The organism is Acinetobacter sp. NIPH1876 (assembly GCF_022808535.1).
GTDB classification, from domain to species: domain Bacteria; phylum Pseudomonadota; class Gammaproteobacteria; order Pseudomonadales; family Moraxellaceae; genus Acinetobacter; species Acinetobacter higginsii.
Genome location: NZ_JALGBR010000001.1, coordinates 390,459 through 412,563 on the forward strand (window position 1 = coordinate 390,459; position 22,105 = coordinate 412,563).

At 40.1% G+C, this 22,105-nt stretch carries 30 protein-coding genes; 4 read left to right on the forward strand and 26 right to left on the reverse strand.

The window, feature by feature from the left end:
* The first annotated feature begins 10 nt into the window (after positions 1 to 10).
* Complete coding sequence (locus MN869_RS01900; protein WP_017401926.1) at positions 11 to 667, forward strand: AzlC family ABC transporter permease; 657 nt, start codon at positions 11 to 13, stop codon at positions 665 to 667.
* On the forward strand, positions 664 to 990 hold the full coding sequence (locus MN869_RS01905) for an AzlD domain-containing protein (RefSeq protein ID WP_241345082.1): 327 nt from the start codon (positions 664 to 666) through the stop codon (positions 988 to 990). Before MN869_RS01900 ends, MN869_RS01905 begins: the two co-directional genes overlap by 4 nt.
* Positions 991 to 1,073: 83 nt before the next feature.
* Here the strand turns inward: MN869_RS01905 and MN869_RS01910 are convergent, their stop codons facing one another.
* From MN869_RS01910 to MN869_RS01985, 16 genes are all read right to left on the reverse strand, one after another.
* The gene (locus MN869_RS01910; protein WP_016163885.1) at positions 1,074 to 1,439 is read right to left on the reverse strand and encodes a lipopolysaccharide assembly protein LapA domain-containing protein; all 366 of its coding nucleotides are present in this window, start codon (positions 1,437 to 1,439) and stop codon (positions 1,074 to 1,076) included.
* Positions 1,440 to 1,453: 14 nt separating this feature from the next.
* The gene (locus MN869_RS01915; RefSeq protein WP_004806663.1) at positions 1,454 to 1,756 is read right to left on the reverse strand and encodes an integration host factor subunit beta; all 303 of its coding nucleotides are present in this window, start codon (positions 1,754 to 1,756) and stop codon (positions 1,454 to 1,456) included.
* A 157-nt stretch (positions 1,757 to 1,913) separates the two neighbouring features.
* Entirely contained in the window at positions 1,914 to 3,596 is a 1,683-nt protein-coding gene (gene rpsA / locus MN869_RS01920; RefSeq protein WP_004806660.1) for a 30S ribosomal protein S1, read from the reverse strand.
* 114 nt (positions 3,597 to 3,710) lie between these two features.
* A complete protein-coding gene (gene cmk / locus MN869_RS01925; RefSeq protein WP_033132916.1) occupies positions 3,711 to 4,391 on the reverse strand; it encodes a (d)CMP kinase in 681 nt (226 codons plus the stop codon).
* Positions 4,392 to 4,400: 9 nt separating this feature from the next.
* Positions 4,401 to 4,841, reverse strand: coding sequence for an SRPBCC family protein (locus MN869_RS01930; protein WP_005204193.1), 441 nt, complete (start codon positions 4,839 to 4,841; stop codon positions 4,401 to 4,403).
* Between the two features lie 66 nt (positions 4,842 to 4,907).
* A complete protein-coding gene (tadA, locus tag MN869_RS01935; RefSeq protein ID WP_033132917.1) occupies positions 4,908 to 5,417 on the reverse strand; it encodes a tRNA adenosine(34) deaminase TadA in 510 nt (169 codons plus the stop codon).
* Positions 5,418 to 5,422: 5 nt separating this feature from the next.
* The gene (locus MN869_RS01940; protein ID WP_171061051.1) at positions 5,423 to 6,547 is read right to left on the reverse strand and encodes an enoyl-CoA hydratase/isomerase family protein; all 1,125 of its coding nucleotides are present in this window, start codon (positions 6,545 to 6,547) and stop codon (positions 5,423 to 5,425) included.
* On the reverse strand, positions 6,544 to 7,257 hold the full coding sequence (gene ung, locus MN869_RS01945; protein ID WP_004806648.1) for a uracil-DNA glycosylase: 714 nt from the start codon (positions 7,255 to 7,257) through the stop codon (positions 6,544 to 6,546). Before ung ends, MN869_RS01940 begins: the two co-directional genes overlap by 4 nt.
* 44 nt (positions 7,258 to 7,301) lie before the next feature.
* Complete coding sequence (locus tag MN869_RS01950; protein WP_033132918.1) at positions 7,302 to 7,898, reverse strand: 6-carboxytetrahydropterin synthase; 597 nt, start codon at positions 7,896 to 7,898, stop codon at positions 7,302 to 7,304.
* A gap of 108 nt (positions 7,899 to 8,006) precedes the next feature.
* The gene (gene gspK, locus MN869_RS01955; RefSeq protein WP_171248643.1) at positions 8,007 to 9,041 is read right to left on the reverse strand and encodes a type II secretion system minor pseudopilin GspK; all 1,035 of its coding nucleotides are present in this window, start codon (positions 9,039 to 9,041) and stop codon (positions 8,007 to 8,009) included.
* Positions 8,998 to 9,729: a type II secretion system minor pseudopilin GspJ gene (gene gspJ, locus MN869_RS01960; RefSeq protein ID WP_033132919.1), complete on the reverse strand. Its 732-nt coding sequence runs from the start codon at positions 9,727 to 9,729 to the stop codon at positions 8,998 to 9,000. The genes gspK and gspJ overlap by 44 nt, the downstream gene beginning before the upstream one ends.
* Positions 9,726 to 10,115 (reverse strand): type II secretion system minor pseudopilin GspI, encoded by a 390-nt coding sequence (gspI, locus tag MN869_RS01965; RefSeq protein WP_032811635.1) that lies wholly within the window; start codon positions 10,113 to 10,115, stop codon positions 9,726 to 9,728. The genes gspJ and gspI overlap by 4 nt, the downstream gene beginning before the upstream one ends.
* A 253-nt stretch (positions 10,116 to 10,368) precedes the next feature.
* Positions 10,369 to 10,917 carry a type II secretion system protein gene (locus MN869_RS01970; protein WP_005204208.1) on the reverse strand — a complete coding sequence of 183 codons (549 nt, stop codon included), beginning with the start codon at positions 10,915 to 10,917 and terminating at the stop codon, positions 10,369 to 10,371.
* An 11-nt stretch (positions 10,918 to 10,928) separates the two neighbouring features.
* Positions 10,929 to 11,537 carry a TetR/AcrR family transcriptional regulator gene (locus MN869_RS01975; protein ID WP_017401929.1) on the reverse strand — a complete coding sequence of 203 codons (609 nt, stop codon included), beginning with the start codon at positions 11,535 to 11,537 and terminating at the stop codon, positions 10,929 to 10,931.
* Positions 11,538 to 11,578: 41 nt separating this feature from the next.
* Positions 11,579 to 12,352, reverse strand: a complete 774-nt coding sequence (locus tag MN869_RS01980; RefSeq protein WP_005204211.1) for a TatD family hydrolase — start codon at positions 12,350 to 12,352, stop codon at positions 11,579 to 11,581.
* A 24-nt stretch (positions 12,353 to 12,376) separates the two neighbouring features.
* Positions 12,377 to 12,721 carry a PilZ domain-containing protein gene (locus MN869_RS01985; RefSeq protein ID WP_004806631.1) on the reverse strand — a complete coding sequence of 115 codons (345 nt, stop codon included), beginning with the start codon at positions 12,719 to 12,721 and terminating at the stop codon, positions 12,377 to 12,379.
* Positions 12,722 to 13,057: 336 nt separating this feature from the next.
* Between MN869_RS01985 and MN869_RS01990 the strand changes: the two genes are divergently transcribed.
* Entirely contained in the window at positions 13,058 to 13,237 is a 180-nt protein-coding gene (locus MN869_RS01990; RefSeq protein ID WP_227505270.1) for a hypothetical protein, read from the forward strand.
* Positions 13,238 to 13,306: 69 nt separating this feature from the next.
* Positions 13,307 to 13,561, forward strand: a complete 255-nt coding sequence (locus MN869_RS01995; protein WP_227505271.1) for a hypothetical protein — start codon at positions 13,307 to 13,309, stop codon at positions 13,559 to 13,561.
* 53 nt (positions 13,562 to 13,614) lie between these two features.
* On the opposite strand, the gene MN869_RS02000 is transcribed toward MN869_RS01995, so the two are convergent.
* From MN869_RS02000 to MN869_RS02045, 10 genes are all read right to left on the reverse strand, one after another.
* A complete protein-coding gene (locus tag MN869_RS02000; protein ID WP_033132998.1) occupies positions 13,615 to 14,124 on the reverse strand; it encodes a hypothetical protein in 510 nt (169 codons plus the stop codon).
* Between the two features lie 159 nt (positions 14,125 to 14,283).
* A complete protein-coding gene (locus MN869_RS02005; RefSeq protein WP_004806625.1) occupies positions 14,284 to 14,589 on the reverse strand; it encodes a hypothetical protein in 306 nt (101 codons plus the stop codon).
* Between the two features lie 184 nt (positions 14,590 to 14,773).
* Positions 14,774 to 15,757: a DNA polymerase III subunit delta' gene (locus tag MN869_RS02010; RefSeq protein WP_033132920.1), complete on the reverse strand. Its 984-nt coding sequence runs from the start codon at positions 15,755 to 15,757 to the stop codon at positions 14,774 to 14,776.
* A gap of 2 nt (positions 15,758 to 15,759) precedes the next feature.
* Positions 15,760 to 16,521, reverse strand: a complete 762-nt coding sequence (gene kdsB / locus MN869_RS02015; protein WP_004806621.1) for a 3-deoxy-manno-octulosonate cytidylyltransferase — start codon at positions 16,519 to 16,521, stop codon at positions 15,760 to 15,762.
* Positions 16,522 to 16,530: 9 nt separating this feature from the next.
* Complete coding sequence (gene lpxK, locus MN869_RS02020) at positions 16,531 to 17,538, reverse strand: tetraacyldisaccharide 4'-kinase (RefSeq protein ID WP_033132921.1); 1,008 nt, start codon at positions 17,536 to 17,538, stop codon at positions 16,531 to 16,533.
* A gap of 2 nt (positions 17,539 to 17,540) precedes the next feature.
* Positions 17,541 to 19,268 carry a lipid A export permease/ATP-binding protein MsbA gene (gene msbA / locus MN869_RS02025; protein WP_004806618.1) on the reverse strand — a complete coding sequence of 576 codons (1,728 nt, stop codon included), beginning with the start codon at positions 19,266 to 19,268 and terminating at the stop codon, positions 17,541 to 17,543.
* The gene (locus tag MN869_RS02030; RefSeq protein WP_004806616.1) at positions 19,265 to 19,693 is read right to left on the reverse strand and encodes a biopolymer transporter ExbD; all 429 of its coding nucleotides are present in this window, start codon (positions 19,691 to 19,693) and stop codon (positions 19,265 to 19,267) included. The genes msbA and MN869_RS02030 overlap by 4 nt, the downstream gene beginning before the upstream one ends.
* Before the next feature lie 14 nt (positions 19,694 to 19,707).
* Positions 19,708 to 20,337, reverse strand: coding sequence for a MotA/TolQ/ExbB proton channel family protein (locus MN869_RS02035; RefSeq protein ID WP_004806614.1), 630 nt, complete (start codon positions 20,335 to 20,337; stop codon positions 19,708 to 19,710).
* Between the two features lie 96 nt (positions 20,338 to 20,433).
* Positions 20,434 to 21,321 carry a ParB/RepB/Spo0J family partition protein gene (locus tag MN869_RS02040; RefSeq protein WP_033132922.1) on the reverse strand — a complete coding sequence of 296 codons (888 nt, stop codon included), beginning with the start codon at positions 21,319 to 21,321 and terminating at the stop codon, positions 20,434 to 20,436.
* On the reverse strand, positions 21,318 to 22,100 hold the full coding sequence (locus MN869_RS02045) for a ParA family protein (RefSeq protein WP_005204229.1): 783 nt from the start codon (positions 22,098 to 22,100) through the stop codon (positions 21,318 to 21,320). Before MN869_RS02045 ends, MN869_RS02040 begins: the two co-directional genes overlap by 4 nt.
* Positions 22,101 to 22,105 lie beyond the last annotated feature (5 nt).

A 22,105-nucleotide genomic window follows, 5' to 3' on the forward strand; every position in this document is an offset into this window, starting at 1 on the left:
GAAACCAATGATGCAAGATAAAGAACAATTTAATCTAATCAAAGCCATCGTATTGATTTCAGTTGCAACAGGAATTGTGGGCATTTCCTTGGGCTCAGTTGCTGCAAGCTTCGATGTACCGATGTGGATTCCTTTGCTGTTATCACTCACAGTCCTCGCAGGCGCTGCAGAATTTACATTCATTGGTATGATTGCAACTGGCACCAATCCTATTTTTGCGGCATTGACCGGTATATTGATCAACCTACGCCATCTGCCATTTGGTTTATCCGTTGCAACATTTATTGAAAAGAATGCTTATCGGTTTATTGCCTGCCATATCATGAATGATGAAAGCGTCATGTTTGGACTAAGCCAACAAGAAGATCAAGCCAAACAAAAAGCCTATTGGATGTGCGGATTAGGGATTGCTATTCTCTGGCCAATTGGTGTTTTTATTGGCTATATACTCAGTAAAAATATTCCTGATATTTATGTATTTGGTATAGATGCTGCATTTCCTGCCATTCTTTTCGCATTAATCTTACCTATGCTAAAGAATAAAACTACACGACACCGTGTATTTTTAGGTAGCACATTATCCGTAGCATCAATTCCCTTACTACCAACAGGCTTACCAGTGCTCGTTTCCATGTTAGGTCTACTGTTAAAAGGTAAGTCAAAATGAAATATAGTGAAAGTTATATCTTTGTTGGAATTGTTGTGCTTGCCCTTGGTACCTATTTAATTCGCTACTCAGGTTTTTATCTAGCCAATCGCATGACCTTTAAAGAACATCATAAACAACTACTGGCAGACTCTGCTTGTGTACTACTGTTTACCTTGGCCGTATTCAATACACTTTTTTCTGAGGCTCATTTTAGTGGAATCAGTAAGATCGTGGGCGTTGCCGTAGCTCTTATCTTTGCTTGGAAGAAATGTTCACTGATCGTGGTTATTCTTGCGGCCATGCTGATTACTGCCACTTTAAGATATTTAGGTTTTCCATAAAAAATGGCCCTTTAAATCCAATAAAGGGCCATTTAATAGGGTTCTAAAATCTTCAGACTTTACAACCCTCAAAATATTTTTAATTACAGTGGCGTACGCGTTTGACTTTCAGGATTAATATCCAACACTGTTTTTTCATGTCGTACACTTGCAGCAGCTTCTGCGGCAGCTTGTTGTGCAAGTTGGATCTGCTCTTTTCGAAGATAGTCGATATCTTTACGAAGCCGTTTAATTTCCCAACTGGTCTGGAAGACTCGGAAAACTTGAACGCCTAGTAATAAACCCACCACAATACCCAATGCAAGCGTCAATAAAAGGAGAAGACCTAAACGCATGGCTGGGACTTGAGTAAATAATAAATCCACTTGTAACTCAGCTGGGTTCTGAAGAACCAAAGCGAGTGAATAACCAAAAATGGCAACGAGTAATGCAATTAATACATAACGCATAAACACCTCAATTCTTATTCAGCAGATTCGTTTACTGCATCACGAAGTGCTTTACCAGGTTTAAAGTGTGGGACCGCTTTCGCTGCAACATCTACAGATCGACCTGTTTTAGGATTACGACCTAAACGTGGCTCACGGTGATGCAATGCAAAACTACCAAAACCACGGATTTCAATACGATCGCCGCTTGAAAGCGCTTCAATCATTTGATCAATCATAATCTTAACTGCATCTTCTACCAAAGGCTCAGCCAAGTGTGGGTTTTTAAGTGCAATCCGTTCAATTAAATCAGATTTATTAAGTGCTTCAGTAGTCATTGATGACCTCTTTAATTATTGCTACTTTTCAATGTTTTTAATAATAACCTGTTTAAATACAAAACGGTAGCGCAGTACATGATTACTACGCTACCGTTTGCAGTATTTTTGTATAAAAAAGTACGTCTCAGTTACAAGAAACGTACTTTTTAACAAATTACTTCATTTGAGCTTTAATTAAGTCACCAATAGTCTTAGGACCATTGCTTTCTGCAGTTTGAGTCGCAGCAGCTTGGCGAGCATTGTTCACAGCTTCTTTCTCTTCAGCTTCGTCTTTCGCTTTGATAGACAAGTTGATAGAGCGAGATTTACGATCAACGTTGATGATCTTCGCTTCAACTTCTTGGCCAACTTCTAAGAACTTAGTTGCATCTTCAACGCGGTCACGGTTGATTTCAGAAGCTTTAAGCGTTGCTTCGATGTCATCAGCTAATTTAACTGTAGCACCTTTAGCATCAACAGCAGTTACAGTACCTTTAACTAAAGCACCGCGCTCGTTAGCAGCTAAGAAATCATTGAATGGATCGCTGTTTAATTGCTTGATACCAAGGCTGATACGGTTACCTTCAGCATCTACAGATAAGATAACTGCTTCAACTGTGTCACCTTTCTTGTAACGACGGATAGCTTCTTCGCCTTGTTCGTTCCAAGAAATGTCAGATAAATGTACTAAACCGTCGATACCACCAGATAAACCGATGAAGATACCGAAGTCAGTGATTGACTTGATCGTACCAGAAACTTTTTCGCCTTTTTCATTTGCTTTAGCAAACTCTTCCCATGGGTTAGCACGAGTTTGTTTGATACCCAATGAAATACGACGACGTTCTTCGTCAACTTCAAGAACCATAACATCAACTTCGTCACCAATCTGAACAACTTTAGATGGGTGGATGTTTTTGTTTGTGTGGTCCATTTCTGAAACGTGTACTAAGCCTTCAACGCCTTCAGCGATTTCAGCGAAGCAACCGTAGTCAGTTAAGTTAGTTACACGTGCTTTAACGATAGAACCTTTAGGGTAACGGCTCATGATCGCTAACCATGGATCTTCGCCTAATTGCTTAAGGCCTAAAGATACGCGGTTACGCTCGCGGTCAAATTTAAGTACTTTAACAGTAACTTCTTGACCAACTTCAACAACTTCTGAAGGGTGCTTGATACGCTTCCAAGCCATATCTGTGATATGTAGAAGACCATCAATACCGCCAAGATCAACGAACGCGCCGTAATCAGTAAGGTTCTTGATTGTACCTGTAACTGTTTGACCTTCTTCAAGTTGAGCAAGTAATGCTTCACGGTCAGCTGAAGATTCAGCTTCCATAACTGCACGACGAGATACAACAACGTTGTTACGTTTAGCATCAAGTTTGATTACTTTGAACTCTAACTCTTTACCTTCAAGGTGAGTCGTGTCACGGATAGGACGAGTGTCAACTAAAGAACCTGGTAAGAATGCACGTACAGGACCGATGTCAACAGTGAAACCGCCTTTAACCTTACCAGAGATAACACCAGTAACGATTTCGCCGTCTTCAAAGATTTTCTCAAGTTTAGTCCAAGTTTCAGCACGTTTCGCTTTTTCACGTGATAAAACTGTTTGACCCATACCGTTGTCAAGCGCTTCAACAACTACGTCAACAGTATCGCCAACTTGAACTTCAAGTTCACGTTGTTCATTTAAAAATTCAGCACGGTCAACTACGCCTTCAGATTTAAGGCCAGTGTCAACAGTAACCCAGTCAGAATCGATACTAACAACAGTACCTTGGATGACTGCACCCTTTTCAACGTTGAGGTTTAATTCACTTTCTTCAAAGAGGGCTGCAAAAGATTCGGTCATGATATACCTGATAAAGTCCGCGGTCTTGGATCAGACAAGGCCGGTTTAGTTAAGTTGTTACATTGTCCAAAAAATCTGATCAAGCAATGCTTCAACTGATAAAAAATTGTGTATCTATTTTATACAGCTATTGATATAGTCAACCATTAACTGAAACACTTCATCGATGCCTATTGTAGAACTATCAATGATATACGCATCATCAGCTGGTTTGAGCGGAGCAACTGTGCGCTCCATATCTCGCTTATCTCTAGCTTGTATGTTAGATAAAATGTCGCTTATTTTAGCATCAAGGCCCATGCCCTGCAACTGTTTTACGCGTCGCTCCGCCCGAGACTCAGCCGAAGCGGTTAAATAAATTTTCGCTTGGGCTTCTGGAAAAATAGAAGTTGCCATGTCACGACCATCTGCAACCAATCCTGGTGCTTGAATAAATGCACGTTGGCGCGAGAATAATGCCTTTCTTAATTCAGGTACAGTTGCAACTTTAGAGGCATACTCACCCACTTGTTCCGTTCGAATAGTGTTAGTGACATCTACACCCTCCAAAAAAACAAGTGTCGCTGCTTCAGTCGTTTTAAATTCAATATCCAAATGCGTCGCATACTCAACGCATTGATCTAAGTTCGCATCAATTTGATCCAGCAAGCCTCGCTGAAACAATGACAGTCCAAGTAAACGATATAAAGCACCAGAATCTAATAAATTAAAATGATAATGTGCTGCAATTTTAGCAGCCAATGTGCCTTTGCCCGAACCGCTTGGACCATCTATCGTAATAATATGAACTGTCATTCCCATCTCTTATGAAGCAACTGATTTGGCTAATTTTGAGAACCCTAGTGTAATCGCTGCTTTGAGTTGTGCAAGAACTAATTTACTGACTAAAGGTGCTTTTGCTGTAAATTCAATCTTATAAGTTACTAAAGTTATAAAAGGTGTAATTTCTTTAAAATCAATTTGCCCCAAGTGATGCTTCACCAAAGGATTATTAATCAACTTATACTCAATACGCTTATTTTCTTCCAACAAAGTGATTTCTTCTTGTAAAGGCTTAATCGCTCCAAAGCCCATACGGCGAATCGAACCTACACCATCAGGACGTTCTGGATCAGCAGAATCCTTTACGCGAACAACCTGTAAAGGTGCAAATGCCTTGTTATAAGTGGCATGTTTTGACAGTAAGTCAAAAACTTCGGAAATCGGTGCATTAAATTCTTTTTCTATGGTGATTGCATTACGCATAAGTTCGCCTTTTGATGTAACCCAAAATCATCGGAGGCTTAGTTTGCCACAACTCATAAGACATTTTTAATCATTTAAGGACGTTTTTGACAAACGGATTTTCTTCTTTTCATTTCTTCTTTGTTTAAAAAAATCACTCAATTGCAATGAACATTGTTCTTGTAAGCAACCTTGTTCAAAGACAAACTTATGATTGTAATAGCCACTATCAAGCAATTGTCTAGCACTCACCAATGAACCTGCTTTTGGTTCAGTCGTAGCAAAAACCACACGCTGTATCCGTGCATGAATTAATGCACCCACACACATGGTACAAGGTTCAAGCGTCACATAAAGTGTTGTATCGTCGGGCAAGCGATAGTTATTTAAAGACTGACAAGCCGCACGCAACGCTTGTATTTCAGCATGTGCTGTTGGATCCGACAATTTAATTGGCGCATTATATCCAGCACCGATTACCTGCCCCTTGCTGACCAGAATTGCTCCGACAGGTATTTCACCCTGCGCTGCTGCTAATGCAGCCTGCTCATAGGCAAGCTGCATCCAATATTCATCATTAAATTTTTCAGAACTCATAACAATCAGGCAATGACACCGTATTGCTTTAATAAAGCATTCCAGCTTTCGATATTAGTCACAGGAGGACAATCTCCCAAGATACCTTTCAAGCTGAGTTGCTCAGTTGCCTGCCATTCTGGAGATAAGTCTTTATCAACCAAACGCGCACGAACCCCTTCGACAAAATCTGGGTGGCGAATTTTCCAATCAGAAATCTGTGCTTCTAATGCAAACACTTCATCCCATGCATGCCCTTGCTTGCCCCACTGCCATAACAACCATGTGATTGCAGCCGTGCTTGGCGAGCCTTTCTGTAAGTTTTCACTGGCTTGACGCAACCAGTCACTACTCGCATCACTTAAACCAATAATCGACTGATAATCATATTCAAAGCTTTGACCGCGACATACACTATGAATCACATCAATCGAGTTTTGTAATGGTCCAGATGCCACAGGGCGATGCAAACTATTTAAGGTATCGTCAATCGCTCTAAATGCGCCAGCAGGGTAATGATTCCAATCCACACTGAGTACTTTTTGAAGCATATTATCACGTTGCGCTTCGCAGATATGCGTCGCCCAACCGATGCTAAATGCACCCGCTGCCGTCATAATTGAACCCGTCAAGCCAGTAAACAAACCAATTTGTCCACGATCAGCCAAGAAGCGGCTTGCACCAACATCAGGGTATAAGCCGATATTGATTTCTGGCATAGCCAAACGTGAATAAGGCGTAACTAAGCGAAATGGTGCAGCCATAAATAGACCAAGCCCACCACCCATCACATAACCCTCTCCCCAAACCACGATTGGTTTAGCATAGTTATGCAACAGTAAATCAAGTGCATATTCCTGCTGGAAGAATTGATTCGCAGCATCCACTTCCTGATTAATCACCAATTGACGTAACTTGCGAACATCACCGCCCGCACAAAATGCTTTTGGTGTAGTTGAGTCAAACCAAATCGCTTTAACCGTCTCATCGACATGAAAATCTTCAAACACTTGAAGCAGCGCACTTACGATTGATTCATCTAAAGCGTGCAACGATTTAGGTCGATTCAGACGAATGATTCGCCAACCATTTTTTGCGTGTTCAATAACTAAATCTGGATGATAGCTATTTAAATCAGGAGAAGTCATTATGCGTCCAATTGCCAGTCTATAGGCTCAATGCCATGTTGTTTCAAGTAATGATTTGTTTTTGAAAATACTTTACAGCCAAAAAAACCACCACGATTCGCTGCTAGCGGTGATGGATGCGCTGCACTTAGTACTAGATGTTTATTACGATCAATACGTTGACCTTTGCGCTGTGCGTAGGCACCCCACAAAATAAACACGATATGTTCACGTTGTTCATTTAATACATCAATTACGCTATCCGTGAACTCTTCCCATCCTTGTTTTTGATGTGAAGTCGGTTGTCCTGCTTCTACCGTGAGTACACTGTTCAGTAAGAGTACGCCTTGTGCCGCCCATTTACTTAAGTCGCCATGACGTGAAACTGGTACTGCCAAGTCCGTATGTAATTCATGAAAAATATTACGCAAGGACGGTGGTAATGCAATCCCTTTTTGTACCGAAAAGCTCAAACCATTGGCTTGGTTTGGACCATGATACGGGTCTTGCCCTAAAATCACCACTTTGACGCCACCAAGTGGTGTCGTATTCAGCGCATTAAAAATTTGTTTACTTGGTGGATAAATGGTTTTTTCTGCAAGTTTTTCTTGTTGCAAAAACTCCCTCAAATTATCCATTTTTTGACTCAATAGAAACTCTGAAAGTGAGATTTTCCAAGACTCATCCAACTGAACTTTACTTAGTTTGTCCTGTTGCTGTTCAGTAAATTGCATCCACATTCCTTGAAATAAATTCACTCACTGGAGTGAAAACACACTCAAATATTAACTTGTAATTCTACGTTTGGGTTTTGGAATTTGATTCCTTTTTTCAGATTTTCATACATCTGAACATCACTCCATTCAGCTTGTACTTGCTCTGAAAATACAATTTGATCCAAATTTAATACACCCATTTGCTCATTGTCGATATCTTCTTGAAAACTCTGTGCGTAACCTGTATCCGTTTCATGCACAATAACAGAATAAACCTCAACATCACCCTCACCATTTTGAGTGGTGGTCGAGTTCAATACCTGCTGAGCAAGATAAAAGAAAATACGAGAAAACTGTTCAGCCGATGGGGAAACAGGTAACGCAATCCAACGCGCGCTAAATGTTTTACATGCATCAATATAAGCAAGATCATCTTTCTGCCAAAAACAAATTGCATGATCAAAACTATCATACAACTCTTTGATGACGCCTTTTAACAGACCGAAGTCATAGACCATTTGCCCATGATCTAACTTTGACGCTTTTAATAATAATTCAACTTTATAGCTATGCCCATGAATCGAACGCTTACAACGGTCCGATGTACAGTTACGTACAATATGAGCATTTTCAAACTTAAACAATTTACGAATTAACATGCACCAAGCTAATCTTTTATCTGCAAACGAATTTTATTATAAAGCAAAAAAACAAGCATTGGGATTGATTTTAAATCTTGTCACCATTTGATAACTCAATAAAGAATACTACTCAAATGGCGAAAGACTTCTAGAATAAACAAATACTTGCTTGTCTTTTCGTGCTAATGAGCTGGTAAACTGTCTTTTCCGTTCGCTTAAAACAACTTCAATTTGAGCAGTGAAATAGCTTGATTTGCTATCAAGGAAAGTCGCAGCATCAGTTTTGCTTTGTTCATCTATTCCAGAAAAAGCACTTAACTTCCATAAATCTTCAACATTATTGAAATAAGTCAAATTGGCTTGTTTGGTTTTCAGTTCCTGCTCTACCGCTTTAACATCAACTTTCGGATCAATACTGGCGAGCAATAATGCAGGTGCTGTATTCATATTTACTTTGGTCTGTTCGGGCAGTGCCGTGACATAAGGCTTTATTAAATCGTAATTTTTACCTTCAAATCCCTTTACCAGTTTCAGTTCATCTACACTATGAAACTTCGTATTCGGCACTAAATATGCAGGGTCTAAACCTTGATAATAATTACTCTCAGCGCCCATTGCACCTGTTGTCTCATCATTAACATCTTGCCAGTCAATCACAGCTTGACTCAGTTCAGCGGGTAAACCAACTCGCTGCAACAATTTTTCAAACCAACGTCGAGCCGAATCATCAACTTGACTACCATCTGCCTTAACTAAATTATTAAGATTAAATTTCCCGGATTCATCCATTAAGCGCCCAGAAACAGAACCATCCTCGACTGGGAATGGTGGCATAGGTTTGGCCCAGTTCTCCTGTAAATGATCAATCGTGCCGCCATTATCGCTGTCTTGAATAAGTAACTCAGAAAAAAAAGCTTCAGCACTTTTTGCATACAATAAAGATTGATCTTGGCGCATCAAATACCCAGTATTTTCAGAGGTATTGGTCTGGCGTTTGGCAATGGTCGCTGCCAAAATCGTTGCTAAAGCGACCATGACCAAAATGGTTAATAATGCAATGCCACGCTGAGCAACTCCATAACTTTGAGCTTTTCTAATCACTGAATATGCCTCTTGCTCATTGTGTTGGAAGTTGAGTAGGATTAGATGAATTTGATCCATCTTTATTATTAGGTAAATTTGCGCCCCCACCCATACCGCTTGAATTTCCTATCGACTGTAAATATGCCTGTGTATTCAATAAACTATAGATCCATTCATAGTCCGTACCTGCAACAGTTAACTGTATTTTTATGCCTAGCGGTAATTTTTTAAGTTCAGTAATATTGCTCGGGTCACTATTCTCAGGCCACTGTGTCAATTCTTGCGGGTTCAAAACCAGCACTTTAAACTGATCTACATTTTCCAACAATGTACTTGAGATCGGTTGCACACGATTCGGGATATTGAGATTTGAATATTTCAATCGATACACTTTCTTCTGTGCAGAATCATAGCGATATTCAATACGCTCATAAGGTGATAGTCCCTGCTTCAATGGATCAGAAACACCTGCCTTACTAAATGAAAAACTTTGATCATTCAATACAATAGCTGCTTGCAACTGCCTTCCATCATTTGCTGTCAATGGAATAATCTGCAAGCTATCTCTTAATACTTGTTGATATGCATCTTGCAAGGCAAATAGGTGCATTTCATGCTCAGCATTACGATCTTTTACTTTTAATAGATAATCAAAGACCTTCCACCCCAGCATCGAAAGCACGGCAAAAATCGCAATTGCAACCAACAACTCAACCAAGGTAAAGCCAGAGTGAGGCGAAAAGCGATGCTCAGCATTATATTTCATTGTGTTCTCGCCTTTGCAGGATAGTTAAAGAACACAAGATTGGTAATACCCGCCTCGACCTTACCTTGTTCATTATTAAATAAGCTGACTTGCAACTCGATACGTTGGATTTTCGGACTAATCGTCGACTGGGCCTTTTTATCAATTTGCCAGGTTTCACCTTGAGAAGTCACTTGCTTGGATTGTGTTCCCTCTAGCCATTCCTGATTGATTTCCATCGATGCAACTTCATTCATCCCTACAAATTGCGCTTTGGTACGCAAAATCGCATTCGATGTCGACTGAGTGTATTGCATGGCAACTTTAGTTAAGGCAATTGCAGCTACAGCAAAGATTGCCAAGGCCACCATCACTTCGAGCAAGGTAAATCCTGAGCGAGGGTTAATGAAACAACGTTTCACCCGAGCGCAAGACGGAGAGCTATGCTCGACGTGAACACGATTAAATCGAGCAAGGCTCGATCGTGTCGCAAGGCGAGAAGCTATGCTTCGAGTTGCAGGGTTAGTGAAACAACGTTTCTCCCTGAGAAGCGTCACTTCGCAAGAAGACTGAGAAGCTTTACTTGAGGTATGAGGTTTCCCTGCTGCAAGACCGAAAGCTATGCTTCGAGTACACGATGAAGCGCGATTTCCCCAATATCTAACTTTCATCAATTTTACCCAAGTGATCTAACTGCAACTCATGGCCAATCGGTTTTTGCTCATAGTAGAACTGAATTCGAACTGGTTTCACTTCACCATTCCCAAACCAAATCAATTGAGGAGCTCTCCCCCCCAACAAGTCTTCATTTTTTGCTTTGTTATAAGTCGCTGTGTCCAAACTTTGGATACTGAAAGACACATGATCGGGTAATTGGCGAGTTTTAAATTCTTTATACAGTTGCCAAGTACGGTCTGCCTGCTGAATCTGCTCACGACTTTGATCATGGTATTCAAACAAGTTATAGCTAAACGGTGCAACATCTGTGGCATTCTGAGTATTTAGAGCAAAAACTTTGGCCTGATCTGTTGCTTCTTTATTTATTTTTTTAAGATCAAGAATAAACATTTCTCTGGCTTGCATGGCCCGGCGTTGATCGACCCCACCAATATTTAATACCACCAGAGATGCCATGATTGTCATAATGACAATCACCACCATGATCTCAATCAGGGTAAAGGCTTTTTGCGAATGCAGTGGCGATCTCATTATTGTTTCAACTATGGGAGAACAGGTTCGAGTAGCTTAGGTAATGCTAAAGCCTGCTCAATATAGGCAACGCGTAAGGTATCTCGAGAACCTAAATAGCGTTGATAGAAACTCGAATTCAATATAACCGCTGCACCGTATGTTAACGACCAAATTGATGCGAGATAATCACGTGTGGTCATCGTGCTATTGATACCCAATAAATAACTTTCAGTCATACGAATAATGATACGTAAGCGCTGTCGGCGTACTTTATACAACTCACTAAAAAGCAATTGAATGCCCTGGCCCGTTGTCGAAAGACGTTCTTCAATTTGGTGAAATAATGCTGTACGTTCTGGGTGATGTAAATGATGCAGCATAAAGAATGCTAAATGTTCAGGGAAAGCCTTTTCCGTATCCTGAATCATTTCCAATAACATACGCTCATTACGGATAATGAGCAGCATATACAATTCATCTTTACTTTGAAAATGCTTATATAGCGTACCTTTGGCAAGATCCAGCTCAGCTGCCAAGGCATCCAGCGTCATACCAGCTTCGCCATTTTCTAATAGGAGTTGCTCCGCGATTTGAAAAATTAATACTTCTCGTGCTCTAAACTGAGCCTGACGATCCATTTTCACGTAATAACTCTCTTTCCTAGTACATCAAAAACCGTTTATTTCAAATTTAAGAGATTCTCAAAATTTTGTGTTGTAATCATGCCAATCTCTTCAACCGATTTATCATATACATCACTTAATGCTTTTGCTACAAAAGGAACGTATTTCGGTTCATTGGTTTTACCACGATATGGCACAGGCGCTAAATAAGGGCTATCTGTTTCGATAAGCAAACGATCAAGTGGTACCTGCTTCGCAACATCACGTAAGTCTTGCGCATTTTTAAAAGAGACAATACCTGAAAAGGAAATATAATAGCCGCAATCTAATACAGCCTTTGCGGTTTCCCAGTCTTCAGTAAAACAATGCAAGATGCCATGTGTAGATTGTTCTGACCGAATGATATCTACCGTATCGTGTTTCGCTGCTCGGGTATGCACCACCACAGGCTTTTTAACAATTTTCGATGCTTCAATATGACGTGCAAAACAACGTTTTTGCTCAGCAACAAAATCAGTACTGTGGTAATAATCTAAACCCGTTTCTCCTAAGGCCCAGACTTTGTCTGACTGAGCGAGTTGCACCAGATAATCCGTTGTTGCACGTGCCATAATATGCTCGTCTTCACAAGGGTGCACACCCACTGAATAGCCTACATCCTGATGGCGAGCAGCAATTTCAGCCAATTTAACATGATCATCAAGATCAACTGAAATCCCCATGAACTTGGAAACACCTGCAAGTCGTGCTTGTTCAAGTGCTTGATCCAAATCCCCTTGATAAGGACTGAGATCTAACATGGTTAAATGGCAATGCGTATCAACAAACACTCGTTCTTCCTATTCTCTTTACAACTACATCGTATAGCTTGGACGATCCAAGCCTTTCATACCCGCCAATAATTTTTCAGCTTCGTTTTTATAATACACACCTTTTTCCCCCACAAGTTGGATCGCAAAGCCTTGTGGTTTAAAATGCGTCTGTTTATGCGAAATCCAGATCACTTTTCCAGTCAAAGGAATCTTTTGTGATTGCTCTGGCAAGGTTGCCAATACAAACACCTCTTGTCCCATTTTAACGGCTTGTTTCGTCGGTACGAACAAACCACCACCCACAACAAAAGGCATATAGCTGGATTGCAATGTGGTTTTATCTGGAATATTGACCTGTATAATTCCGCCCATCATTTGTGGTTGCATAACATTCCCCTGTCAAAAACGAATTCATCAAAACGTTAATAATTTTATACCATTGATAAATCTAAAAATATTACTAACCATACATAATTTTAGAGAATTCTCATTGGTGACCGTCTAATAAAAAATCTATACTCGATTTATGACTTGATTATAGAAAACAATCGAACAAACAACAAATAATGTTTAAATAAAACCCGAACAAAGCAATCAATCTGCGCTTTATTTAAACAAGCCATGCATTATAGAAAGGATTGTTTAAAACTAGATGACAATTCACCAAAACAGACTGAACCTACTCGACTAAAACATAAAAAGGCAGATCCAAAGGAATTTAGAATGAAAAGAATAAGTCTAATCATCTTGTGTAGTGCTTATCTATTAAGTCCGTCCGTGCTCTATGCGAAGATTTTGAACAAACAACCTAAATTCACCGACTATCCAGTGCAAATCTATACAGGACCCACTGCAAAATTAGACATGAGTGATGCTGATGCTCGTTTGTTTAGAACACGATGATCAGAAGGACTGAAACAAAAACCTGACTATGCTGGAGAATATGTCGCGGTTGGTTGGGGTTGTGGTGCTATGTGTTTCAGCCTCACTTTAATCAGCAAGAGAACAGGAAAAATTCTCGAAGTATTCGGTGGTGAAACTGGAGAAAAATTAATTGATATCCAACCCAATAGCTTATTATTGGTCACACATGGTTCCGTTCAAATGAATGGAAAAGATATCTATGCTAAAAAATTCTACCTCCTCAACAACAACCAATTAAAACTGGTTTATCACACGCCCATTTCTGCAAAAAGTGAAGATGATAACAACACGTTAAACCCATAAATACGTCAGATCGATAAAGATAGTAAGACTTGCTTACTATCTCGATCAAAATATTACTTTGTGGCTTTTACGATCTCGGCTTTATCAAATGAGAACCAACATTCACCTTGTGTCGCCCATTTCGATTCTGTGGTACCAAGCACACCCGTCACGATAATTCGATCGCCAACTTTTAGATTGCTAATTTTGTCTGTATTTACTTTTAAATCATCGCGAGTCAAGCCTTGCCCTTTACACTTACTATTACTTGGATCTTTAAAAATAATTGCGATTTGGTTTTGAGAAATCACTTCACCTGTTTTAGTAATGCGGGTAATGATTCCCGGCACTTCAAGACGTTGAGCATCCCATTTCCGCTTTGCAGTAATTTCATTTTGTTGCCAATCTCTCCAGATTTCAGAAAGTGTTGCTTTCTTTGCGGGGCCTAAACCACGAAAGTCTCCACTCAGGATATCTCCAGTTTTATTTAAAATTCCATCCGTTGCAGACATTGCTGAATCCAATGTCTGACAAGCACTCAATGACAAAAAGCTTAAAGCGACCAAAAGTGTTTTTATGTGCATATCTAAATTCCCTAGCATACCTAGCAAAACGCCATGTGAAAAAATAACATATTTATTTGTATATGTGAATTTTTAACATCCAGCGTAATAGAAATTTTTCCCATAAAAAAAACCGCTCTTCCAAGCGGTTTTTTTACTGAGTATTCAATATATGCATGACTATTTTTCAGTACATTTATAATCAAAATCCAAGGTGCTAATCATTTGGTCTGTATTTCTTGAAATCACGGAAATATTACTCACCCCAGCTTCAATATAAAACTTACCACTGAACTGACTCGCTACCACACCTTTGGCATGATTGAAAGAATAGCTATAGACACATTCATATGCTTGAGAACCTGCATTTGAAGCATTAATCGCAAATGAGGAGCCATTAATATTGGATACAAATTTCGGTTCAGCCATTGCAATATTAGGTATCATTGCAAATGATAAAGCAATCGCGATAAATGTTATTTTCATCTCTATATTCCTTATTTTTTAATATTATTGTGAAGTAACTCACATTTTATATATTTTTAATAAGGTTTGAAGAGCCTCGAACAATTTATATACAAACTTTACATAAACATGATAAAAACCCACCCTCCTGATTTTTCCAGAGGGTTAAGTCTATAAATTTAATTAAAATATTTTTAAAATTTACTTAATTAACATTCATCAATTGAATAAACAACTCATCCAATACCAATTGGGTTTGTACATTTTGTTCAATCATTAACTTTTTTTGCTGTAAGTCAGAATAAATAGTAAAAAGTGCCTCTAAACTATAGAATTCGGCTAGTGATTTAAAGTCCAAATCATTATTTTTTAATGATTGATTCAATTTTAAACTAATCAGATCCCCTAAAAGATATTCAAACATGGTGATCAATTCAGAGAAATTTAATTCTTTAGACCACTTATTTGAATAGTTTAAAGGCATATTTTTTTCAGCAACCAATTTAAACCAATCACTCAAGAATAATGCACGCTTCTGTAACCACTCACTCTTTTCAATCTCAATAGCAGTCAAAGGCATATCATTAGCAAGACTCAACAATAATGAGATTTGTTCATTCGATATTTCTGGAATTTGCTGCTGCACAAATGTTTGTGCATCCTGAATCGTCAAGCGATCTAAAGCGAAGTGCTGTAATCGACTTCGAATGGTTGCAGGAAGTTTTAAGTAATGATCTGCAAGCAAGATCAATACAACCTTCTCACCAGGCTCTTCCAAGGTCTTGAGCAGTGCATTGGCTGAGGCGGTATTCAGTGCTTCGGCAGGCTCAATAACCACTACCCGCCAACCTTCTCCTGTTTGCTGAACAAACGGAAGTAGGTCTCGAATTTTTTCAATTTTAATCTTTGCATTTTGCTTTTTATTGTCTTCATCTGTGGTGATATGCACATAGTTTGGATGCGTATCAGACTTCAACCATTGACAACTGGTACACTCACCACATGCCCGTTGTGCTTGCTTATTTAAACACAGCACCCAAGCCACAAATCGCTCTGCAAACTCTTTCTTGGCGCAACCTTTCTTTCCGTAAAATAAAAGACCATGCCCAAGTTCAGGGAAACGAGTTGTTAATAGCTCCCATGTCTGAGCATGCCAAGGATAAATCACTGTAGCTTGAGTATCGACCATAATTATTCAAATGCACTCAAAGGCAAAGTATTTAGACGGTCTAAATCTGCCTGAGTATCAACCCCTGGCGGTAAGTTGGCTTCTGCCACAGCAATAGCAATACGGTGACCGTTTTCGAGCACACGGAGTTGCTCTAAACTTTCCAACTTTTCGAGATGACCTTGTTCCCAAGTGACATAATCTTGTAGTAATTTCACACGATAGGCATATAGACCTAAATGACGAAAAGCTTGATCATGCAATGTTGGTTCAGCCTGTTTCGCAGCATCACGATCATACGGAATGGTTGCTCGGCTAAAATACAGCGCCTCATTACGCTTACTCATCACCACTTTAACTATACTATCTCGCTGAAACTCTTCTAACTGATGGATTGGTTCACACAGCGTAGACATTGAACATTGCGGATTTTCAACTAAAAGCTGACTCACCTGCTGAACCAATTGTGCAGGCAACAATGGCTCATCGCCTTGTACGTTGACAATAATATCATCTTGTGACCATCCTTTCAGACGTGCAACTTCGCTTAAACGGTCGGTGCCTGAAGGATGTTCTGCACGGGTCATCACCACATCAATTCCTTCCGCTCGACATACCTCTGCGATGCGCTCGTCATCCGTAGCCACACACAGATCATCAAAACCAGCAACTTTTTTGGCTTGGTCGACCACACGCAAAATCATTGGACGGCCATGAATGAGTAATAACGGTTTTGCTGGTAAACGAGAACTGGCAAAACGAGCTGGAATGACAATATGTTTCATGGTCGCTCTCTAAGAAAATTGAATACCGACGTGTTGTAACTGCTGTTTCAGCAAGTCATAACAATCGGATGATAAAACGGCCTCAACAGGAACCACCCAAATCGGCGTGTTAAATTCAGGATGTTGCTTTAATAAGGTTTTAAACTTTACGGCATCTTTTTCAGTGGTGATAATAGCTTCTTGGTTGTCGAAGCTTAAATCATCAATTTCATAATCATGATGATCTGGGAACTCATGCGCCTGATATTGCTGCACGCCTATCGTATTTAAGGTGTGATAAAAACGTTGTGGAAAGCCAATACCAACAACCGCATTAAAATATTGAGTAGCATCAAACCAATCCACTTCAACATTTGTATTTAAAAGGTATGGCTGGCCAACCGCCAAATACATACTTCTTTGTGCTTGTGCGGTTTTGCTATGCTCAATGACAGTACTACCATTTAAGCGTGATTTAGGCTCACGTAGATAACCTTCTGGTAATAGTTTTTCATTACCTAAACCTCGATTTTGATCGAGTACAATCCATTCAAGCTGACGTGCCAGAGCCCAATGTTGCAAACCATCATCACTAATAATGAGATCCAGTTGTTCATTTTCGAGTAACAACTCAATCGAAGCTTGTCGATTCGGCCCAACCGCCATTGGCACTTGGGTAGATTGGACAATAAGGCAAGGTTCGTCACCTGCAGCATCGGGCTCAGATTGTTGAGTCACCAAAAGCGGAAATGGGCCTTCGCCGCCATAACCTCGACTAATCACACCCACCCGAATCTGCTGTTGCTGTAAATATTTGACCAGCTGAATCAACAATGGTGTTTTACCACTCCCACCAACCGTAATATTACCAATCACCATGACAGGTACGGGTGCTGTATAAACGGGTTTAATTCCGTGTTTATACAAGGCTTGATTGGCACAAAAACCAAATCGGTATAACCAAGACAGTGGGCGCAACACCACCAACCACGAAGCTTGTTCATTCCAAGCATCCTGTATTCGTTGCGCCATCGACATACTTAGTTTTCCTCAAAATTGCGTTGGTGTAGCTGATAATACATGCCATGTTTTGCTAATAGCTCAGCATGGGTACCTTGCTCAATAATCTGACCTTTATCCATCACCACAATGACATCTGCATTTTCAACTGTAGATAAGCGGTGAGCAATCACGATAGTGGTACGACCTTGCATAGCTTCATCAAATGCTTGTTGGATGAAGTATTCAGATTCGTTATCCAAAGCACTGGTCGCTTCATCTAAAATTAAAATCGGAGAATCTTTTAAAATTGCTCTTGCAATGGCAATACGTTGACGCTGGCCACCTGATAGGTTTAAGCCTTGGGCACCTAGAATCGTGTCATAGCCTTGTGGCAAGTTCATAATAAAGTCATGTGCATAAGCAGCTTTAGCAGCGGCAATCACTTGCTCATCACTTGAGTCTTGTAACTGACCATAAGCAATGTTATCGCGTACTGAACGGTTAAATAACACCACTTGCTGATTCACGGTTGCAATTTGTGAGCGCAGATAAGCTAACTCAATCTCTTGAACAGGAATACCATCAAAATAGATTTGCCCTTCGCTTAACTCTTGAAAGCGTGGCAGCATGTTGACCAATGAGGTTTTCCCAGCCCCCGAACGTCCAACCAGTGCAACAGTTTGACCAGCCTTAATATCCAAAGAGAAGTCTTTAATCGCATGGGTGCCATCATCATAACGCAGGTTGGCATGATCAAATTGAATATTACCTTTCAATGCAGGCTTAAGTTGACCATTATTGACTTCTTCAGGCATATCCAATAATTCAAAGACCGAATGTGCTGCTGCCAACCCACGTTGTAGTTTTTCATTGATATCAGTCAGGTTCTTCACTGGCTTAGAAATCAAGCCCGCTGCGGTAATGAATGAAATAAACTCACCCGCTGAGGTATCTCCAAATACTTGTGGGCGCAACGCCAGCCAAAGAATGATTGCCATCGCCATTGATAATAACAGCTGAATAATTGGGCTGTTAATATTTTGTACCACCACCATTTTCAAACCACGGCGTAAGTTTTCTTCTGAGGACTTATAAAAACGTTTTTGTTCAAACGCCTCACCCGTAAAACTCTTCACAACCGAGTTAGCGGTAATGGTTTCTTGAACCACATGGTTCACATCACCCATGGTATTTTGGACTTGGATCGAAAGTTTCCGCATTTTCTTCGATGCGATTCTGACCAATATCCCAATAAATGGCATGAAAACCACGATACAAAGGGTTAAACGCCAGTTGGTATAAAGCAGATAGCTTAATAGACCAATAACAATCAAACCATCTTTGATCAGGGTCTGCAAAGATTCAGAAGAAGCAGCTGTTAACTGCTCTACGTTATACATCAACTTGGCACTGATATGACCCGCACTGTTATCAAGATAGTATTGGGCTGGGAGTCTTAACAATTTTGCATAGACTTCCTGACGGATACTAAACACCAAACTACGCGAAATAACCGCAGAAAAATATCCACCAAGGAATAGACCAACACCACGGAAAAACATCAGTAAAACAATCAGCGCTGGAAACCAATCTAAGTTTGTACGACTGCCTTCTTGGATGGCATCAATAATGTATTTCAGCAACTTTGCGACAGAAACCTCCGTCGCAGCGTTGATTCCAAAGCCAAGCAAGACTAATAAGGCAACGCCCCAATAAGATTTTAAATACGATATTAAACGGACATATACCTTAAAATCCTGATTCACTCAGTAAAACCTCTCGTTGGAACTTTAGTGCTGATATTGACGTTAACAAAACCGAGTTGACCTGCAACATCCATCACACGAATTACGTCTTGATGCGCAGCTTTGGCATCAGCCGCAATAATAAACATAAAATCACGACGATCTTGTGCAACCTGCTTAATTGCCGTGCTTAAATCCGCAATATCTTTACTTGATAACGCTTGACCATTCACAGAATAGTGCCCTGTGGAGTCTACCATGATTTCAATTTTGTGATCGAATTGTTTAGGTGGAACACCCTGCGCATCTGGCAATGTCAGGTTTATACGACTTTGTTGACTAAATGTCGTCGATAATAATAAAAACACCAAAATAAATAACATACAGTCAATCATTGGTGTCAAATTGATATGAATATCTTCAACTTGAGAGCGCTTAAACTTCATACGAGCACCTCGGCTTAGCTTGCACGACGGTGTTCTTGGACATGTGCTGCTTTTTTATAAAAAAGCGCAGCATGAAACAAAGTCGATTGTTGCTCTAATTCAGCAATATATTCATGCACAACTCGCTGGAAATAGCGATAAGCAATCATTGCAGGAATCGCAATCAACATCCCGACAGCGGTTGTAATCAAGGCTTTAGAAATACCCGGCATCATCATACTGGCATTACCAGCAGAGCCAACATCAATTACCAAAAATGATTCAATAATCCCGAGGACCGTTCCAAGCAAGCCTAATAAAGGTGCAATTGCACTCAGAGTGCCTAAGAAATTGATATTTTTTTCGAGATGACTGATTTCTTGTGAAGCCGTTGCTTCCATCTGAGCACGCGCAAACTGTTCGCCTTGATCTTGATGTTCATAACCCGCTTTTAAAATACGACCTAGTGGGCTTTTTGCTGCATCATCTTGTTGTAAACGAGCAATCACCGATTCAACATCCGAACCATTAACAAGCAACGCCTGCGGCAAAACTTGTGACCGTTTTAAACGAATATATCGTTCAAGTGTAATCGCAACCGTAAAAATTGATGAGAGAATGAGAGGCAGCATTAACCAACCACCCGCTTTCACAAGTTCCCACATATTATTCCCCAATAATATTTAAACTATAAAAGGATAGATTCGGATTCATTAATCACTCAACAACCTCAAAAGTGACTAACAAACCCACCCTTAATATTAGTTAGGTAAACAAATATTGAGGATTCCATCCAACTCATCCAATGAGTGGTAATGAATGACCATTTTCCCTTTACCTTTTTGGTTATGGTCAATTTTCACATTTGCTCCGAAACGCTCTGAAAGTTTCTGAGTCAATTGTTCAATATCTGGAGAAATTTGGGCCTTTTCCTTTTCAGGCTTTGGTTCACTCCACTCACGAACTAACTGTTCAGTCTGACGTACTGACAAACCTTTTTCAATCACGATTTGCGCAACTGCAATTTGATCTTTGGGCTTCAAAGTCAGAATTGCACGGGCATGTCCCATATCAATCTGACCTTGTTGTATTAGGTCTTTAATCGGATCAGCTAAGCTCAACAAGCGCAACAGATTACTCACTGTTGTACGTGCCTTACCCACCGTATCTGCAATTTCTTGATGACTTAAACCAAATTCATCATGAAAGCGCTGTAAAGCGACTGCTTGATCAATCGGGTTTAAATCTTGACGTTGAATGTTTTCAATTAGAGCCAAGGCAATTGCGACTTGATCATTTAAGTCACGCACAATCGCAGGAATTTCAGTCAAACCTGCTAATTGGGCAGCACGCCAACGACGTTCACCCGCAATAATTTCGTAAGGATGTTGCTCATCATCCACAGGACGGATCACAATCGGTTGCATCACACCATGTTTTTCAATTGATGCTGCAAGCTCTTGTAAATCTTGTTCTTGGATAAAACTACGTGGTTGGTATTCACCACGTTTCAATAAATTGACATCAATTTGCTTGAGTTGACCATGATCCAAGGCTTGTGCTTCAAGTTGCAATTTCTCTTTTTGAATTGAACCCAATAGCGCATCTAAACCACGACCTTTAGCCAATCCGCGTTTTTTGATGCTCATACAGCACTTCCTTTTTTCACTTTACTTTTCTTCAACATTTCTGCGGCTAAGTTCAAATATGCAATCGCACCTTTGGAACTTTTCTCGAAATAAATCACAGGTAAACCATGGGCAGGCGCTTCTGCTAGACGGATATTTCGAGGAATTACCGTTTCATATAACTTTTTACCAAAATATTGCTCTAACTCAGCAGACACATCGCGGGTCAACGCATTACGAGCATCATACATGGTACGTAATACCCCAACGATTTCCAAGTTTGGATTAAGGGCTTTTTGTATACGATCAATGGTCTGTGTAAGATCAGCCAAACCTTCCAAAGCATAGTATTCACATTGCATTGGAATAATCACACCATTTACGGCAGCCAAGGCATTCACCGTGATCAGGCTTAAGCTTGGTGCACAATCGACAATAATATAATCAAATGCAGAATCAACTTCTTGCAGTGCATTTTTAAGAATGAACTCTCGCCCTTCCTGTTCTGCAATGGCAAGTTCTACACCCGCAAGTTCACGGTTTGCACCTAAAACCTTATAACCCACTTCAGCTTTTTGAATCGCCGTTTCAATCGGCACTTCACCCAATAACACATCTGTGACTGAATAAAGTAAATCATTCTTTTGAATACCAGACCCCATGGTGGCATTCCCTTGTGAGTCCATATCGACCAACAAGACACGTTTTTTCAAGATCGCCAAAGAGGCAGCAAGATTGACTGCTGTCGTGGTTTTTCCCACACCACCTTTTTGGTTTGCAATCGCAATAATTTGAGCCATGACTA

Excerpts from the sequence above, each read along its gene's own strand:
- MN869_RS01970 (WP_005204208.1), bottom strand. The coding sequence starts at position 10,917 with ATGAGATCGCCACTGCATTCGCAAAAAGCCTTTACCCTGATTGAGATC.
- MN869_RS01930 (WP_005204193.1), bottom strand. The coding sequence starts at position 4,841 with ATGCGTAATGCAATCACCATAGAAAAAGAATTTAATGCACCGATTTCC.
- MN869_RS01975 (WP_017401929.1), bottom strand. The coding sequence starts at position 11,537 with ATGGATCGTCAGGCTCAGTTTAGAGCACGAGAAGTATTAATTTTTCAA.
- ung (WP_004806648.1), bottom strand. The coding sequence starts at position 7,257 with ATGCAATTTACTGAACAGCAACAGGACAAACTAAGTAAAGTTCAGTTG.
- MN869_RS01995 (WP_227505271.1), top strand. The coding sequence starts at position 13,307 with ATGTGTTTCAGCCTCACTTTAATCAGCAAGAGAACAGGAAAAATTCTC.
- MN869_RS02040 (WP_033132922.1), bottom strand. The coding sequence starts at position 21,321 with ATGAGCATCAAAAAACGCGGATTGGCTAAAGGTCGTGGTTTAGATGCG.
- tadA (WP_033132917.1), bottom strand. The coding sequence starts at position 5,417 with ATGAGTTCTGAAAAATTTAATGATGAATATTGGATGCAGCTTGCCTAT.
- MN869_RS01905 (WP_241345082.1), top strand. The coding sequence starts at position 664 with ATGAAATATAGTGAAAGTTATATCTTTGTTGGAATTGTTGTGCTTGCC.
- MN869_RS02045 (WP_005204229.1), bottom strand. The coding sequence starts at position 22,100 with ATGGCTCAAATTATTGCGATTGCAAACCAAAAAGGTGGTGTGGGAAAA.
- MN869_RS01985 (WP_004806631.1), bottom strand. The coding sequence starts at position 12,721 with ATGCAACCACAAATGATGGGCGGAATTATACAGGTCAATATTCCAGAT.
- MN869_RS01900 (WP_017401926.1), top strand. The coding sequence starts at position 11 with ATGCAAGATAAAGAACAATTTAATCTAATCAAAGCCATCGTATTGATT.
- gspK (WP_171248643.1), bottom strand. The coding sequence starts at position 9,041 with ATGGATCAAATTCATCTAATCCTACTCAACTTCCAACACAATGAGCAA.
- MN869_RS01950 (WP_033132918.1), bottom strand. The coding sequence starts at position 7,898 with ATGTTAATTCGTAAATTGTTTAAGTTTGAAAATGCTCATATTGTACGT.
- MN869_RS02010 (WP_033132920.1), bottom strand. The coding sequence starts at position 15,757 with ATGGTCGATACTCAAGCTACAGTGATTTATCCTTGGCATGCTCAGACA.
- kdsB (WP_004806621.1), bottom strand. The coding sequence starts at position 16,521 with ATGAAACATATTGTCATTCCAGCTCGTTTTGCCAGTTCTCGTTTACCA.
- MN869_RS02030 (WP_004806616.1), bottom strand. The coding sequence starts at position 19,693 with ATGAAGTTTAAGCGCTCTCAAGTTGAAGATATTCATATCAATTTGACA.
- gspJ (WP_033132919.1), bottom strand. The coding sequence starts at position 9,729 with ATGAAATATAATGCTGAGCATCGCTTTTCGCCTCACTCTGGCTTTACC.
- MN869_RS01990 (WP_227505270.1), top strand. The coding sequence starts at position 13,058 with ATGAAAAGAATAAGTCTAATCATCTTGTGTAGTGCTTATCTATTAAGT.
- MN869_RS01915 (WP_004806663.1), bottom strand. The coding sequence starts at position 1,756 with ATGACTACTGAAGCACTTAATAAATCTGATTTAATTGAACGGATTGCA.
- MN869_RS01910 (WP_016163885.1), bottom strand. The coding sequence starts at position 1,439 with ATGCGTTATGTATTAATTGCATTACTCGTTGCCATTTTTGGTTATTCA.
- MN869_RS02005 (WP_004806625.1), bottom strand. The coding sequence starts at position 14,589 with ATGAAAATAACATTTATCGCGATTGCTTTATCATTTGCAATGATACCT.
- lpxK (WP_033132921.1), bottom strand. The coding sequence starts at position 17,538 with ATGTCGATGGCGCAACGAATACAGGATGCTTGGAATGAACAAGCTTCG.
- MN869_RS02035 (WP_004806614.1), bottom strand. The coding sequence starts at position 20,337 with ATGTGGGAACTTGTGAAAGCGGGTGGTTGGTTAATGCTGCCTCTCATT.
- rpsA (WP_004806660.1), bottom strand. The coding sequence starts at position 3,596 with ATGACCGAATCTTTTGCAGCCCTCTTTGAAGAAAGTGAATTAAACCTC.
- cmk (WP_033132916.1), bottom strand. The coding sequence starts at position 4,391 with ATGACAGTTCATATTATTACGATAGATGGTCCAAGCGGTTCGGGCAAA.
- MN869_RS02000 (WP_033132998.1), bottom strand. The coding sequence starts at position 14,124 with ATGCACATAAAAACACTTTTGGTCGCTTTAAGCTTTTTGTCATTGAGT.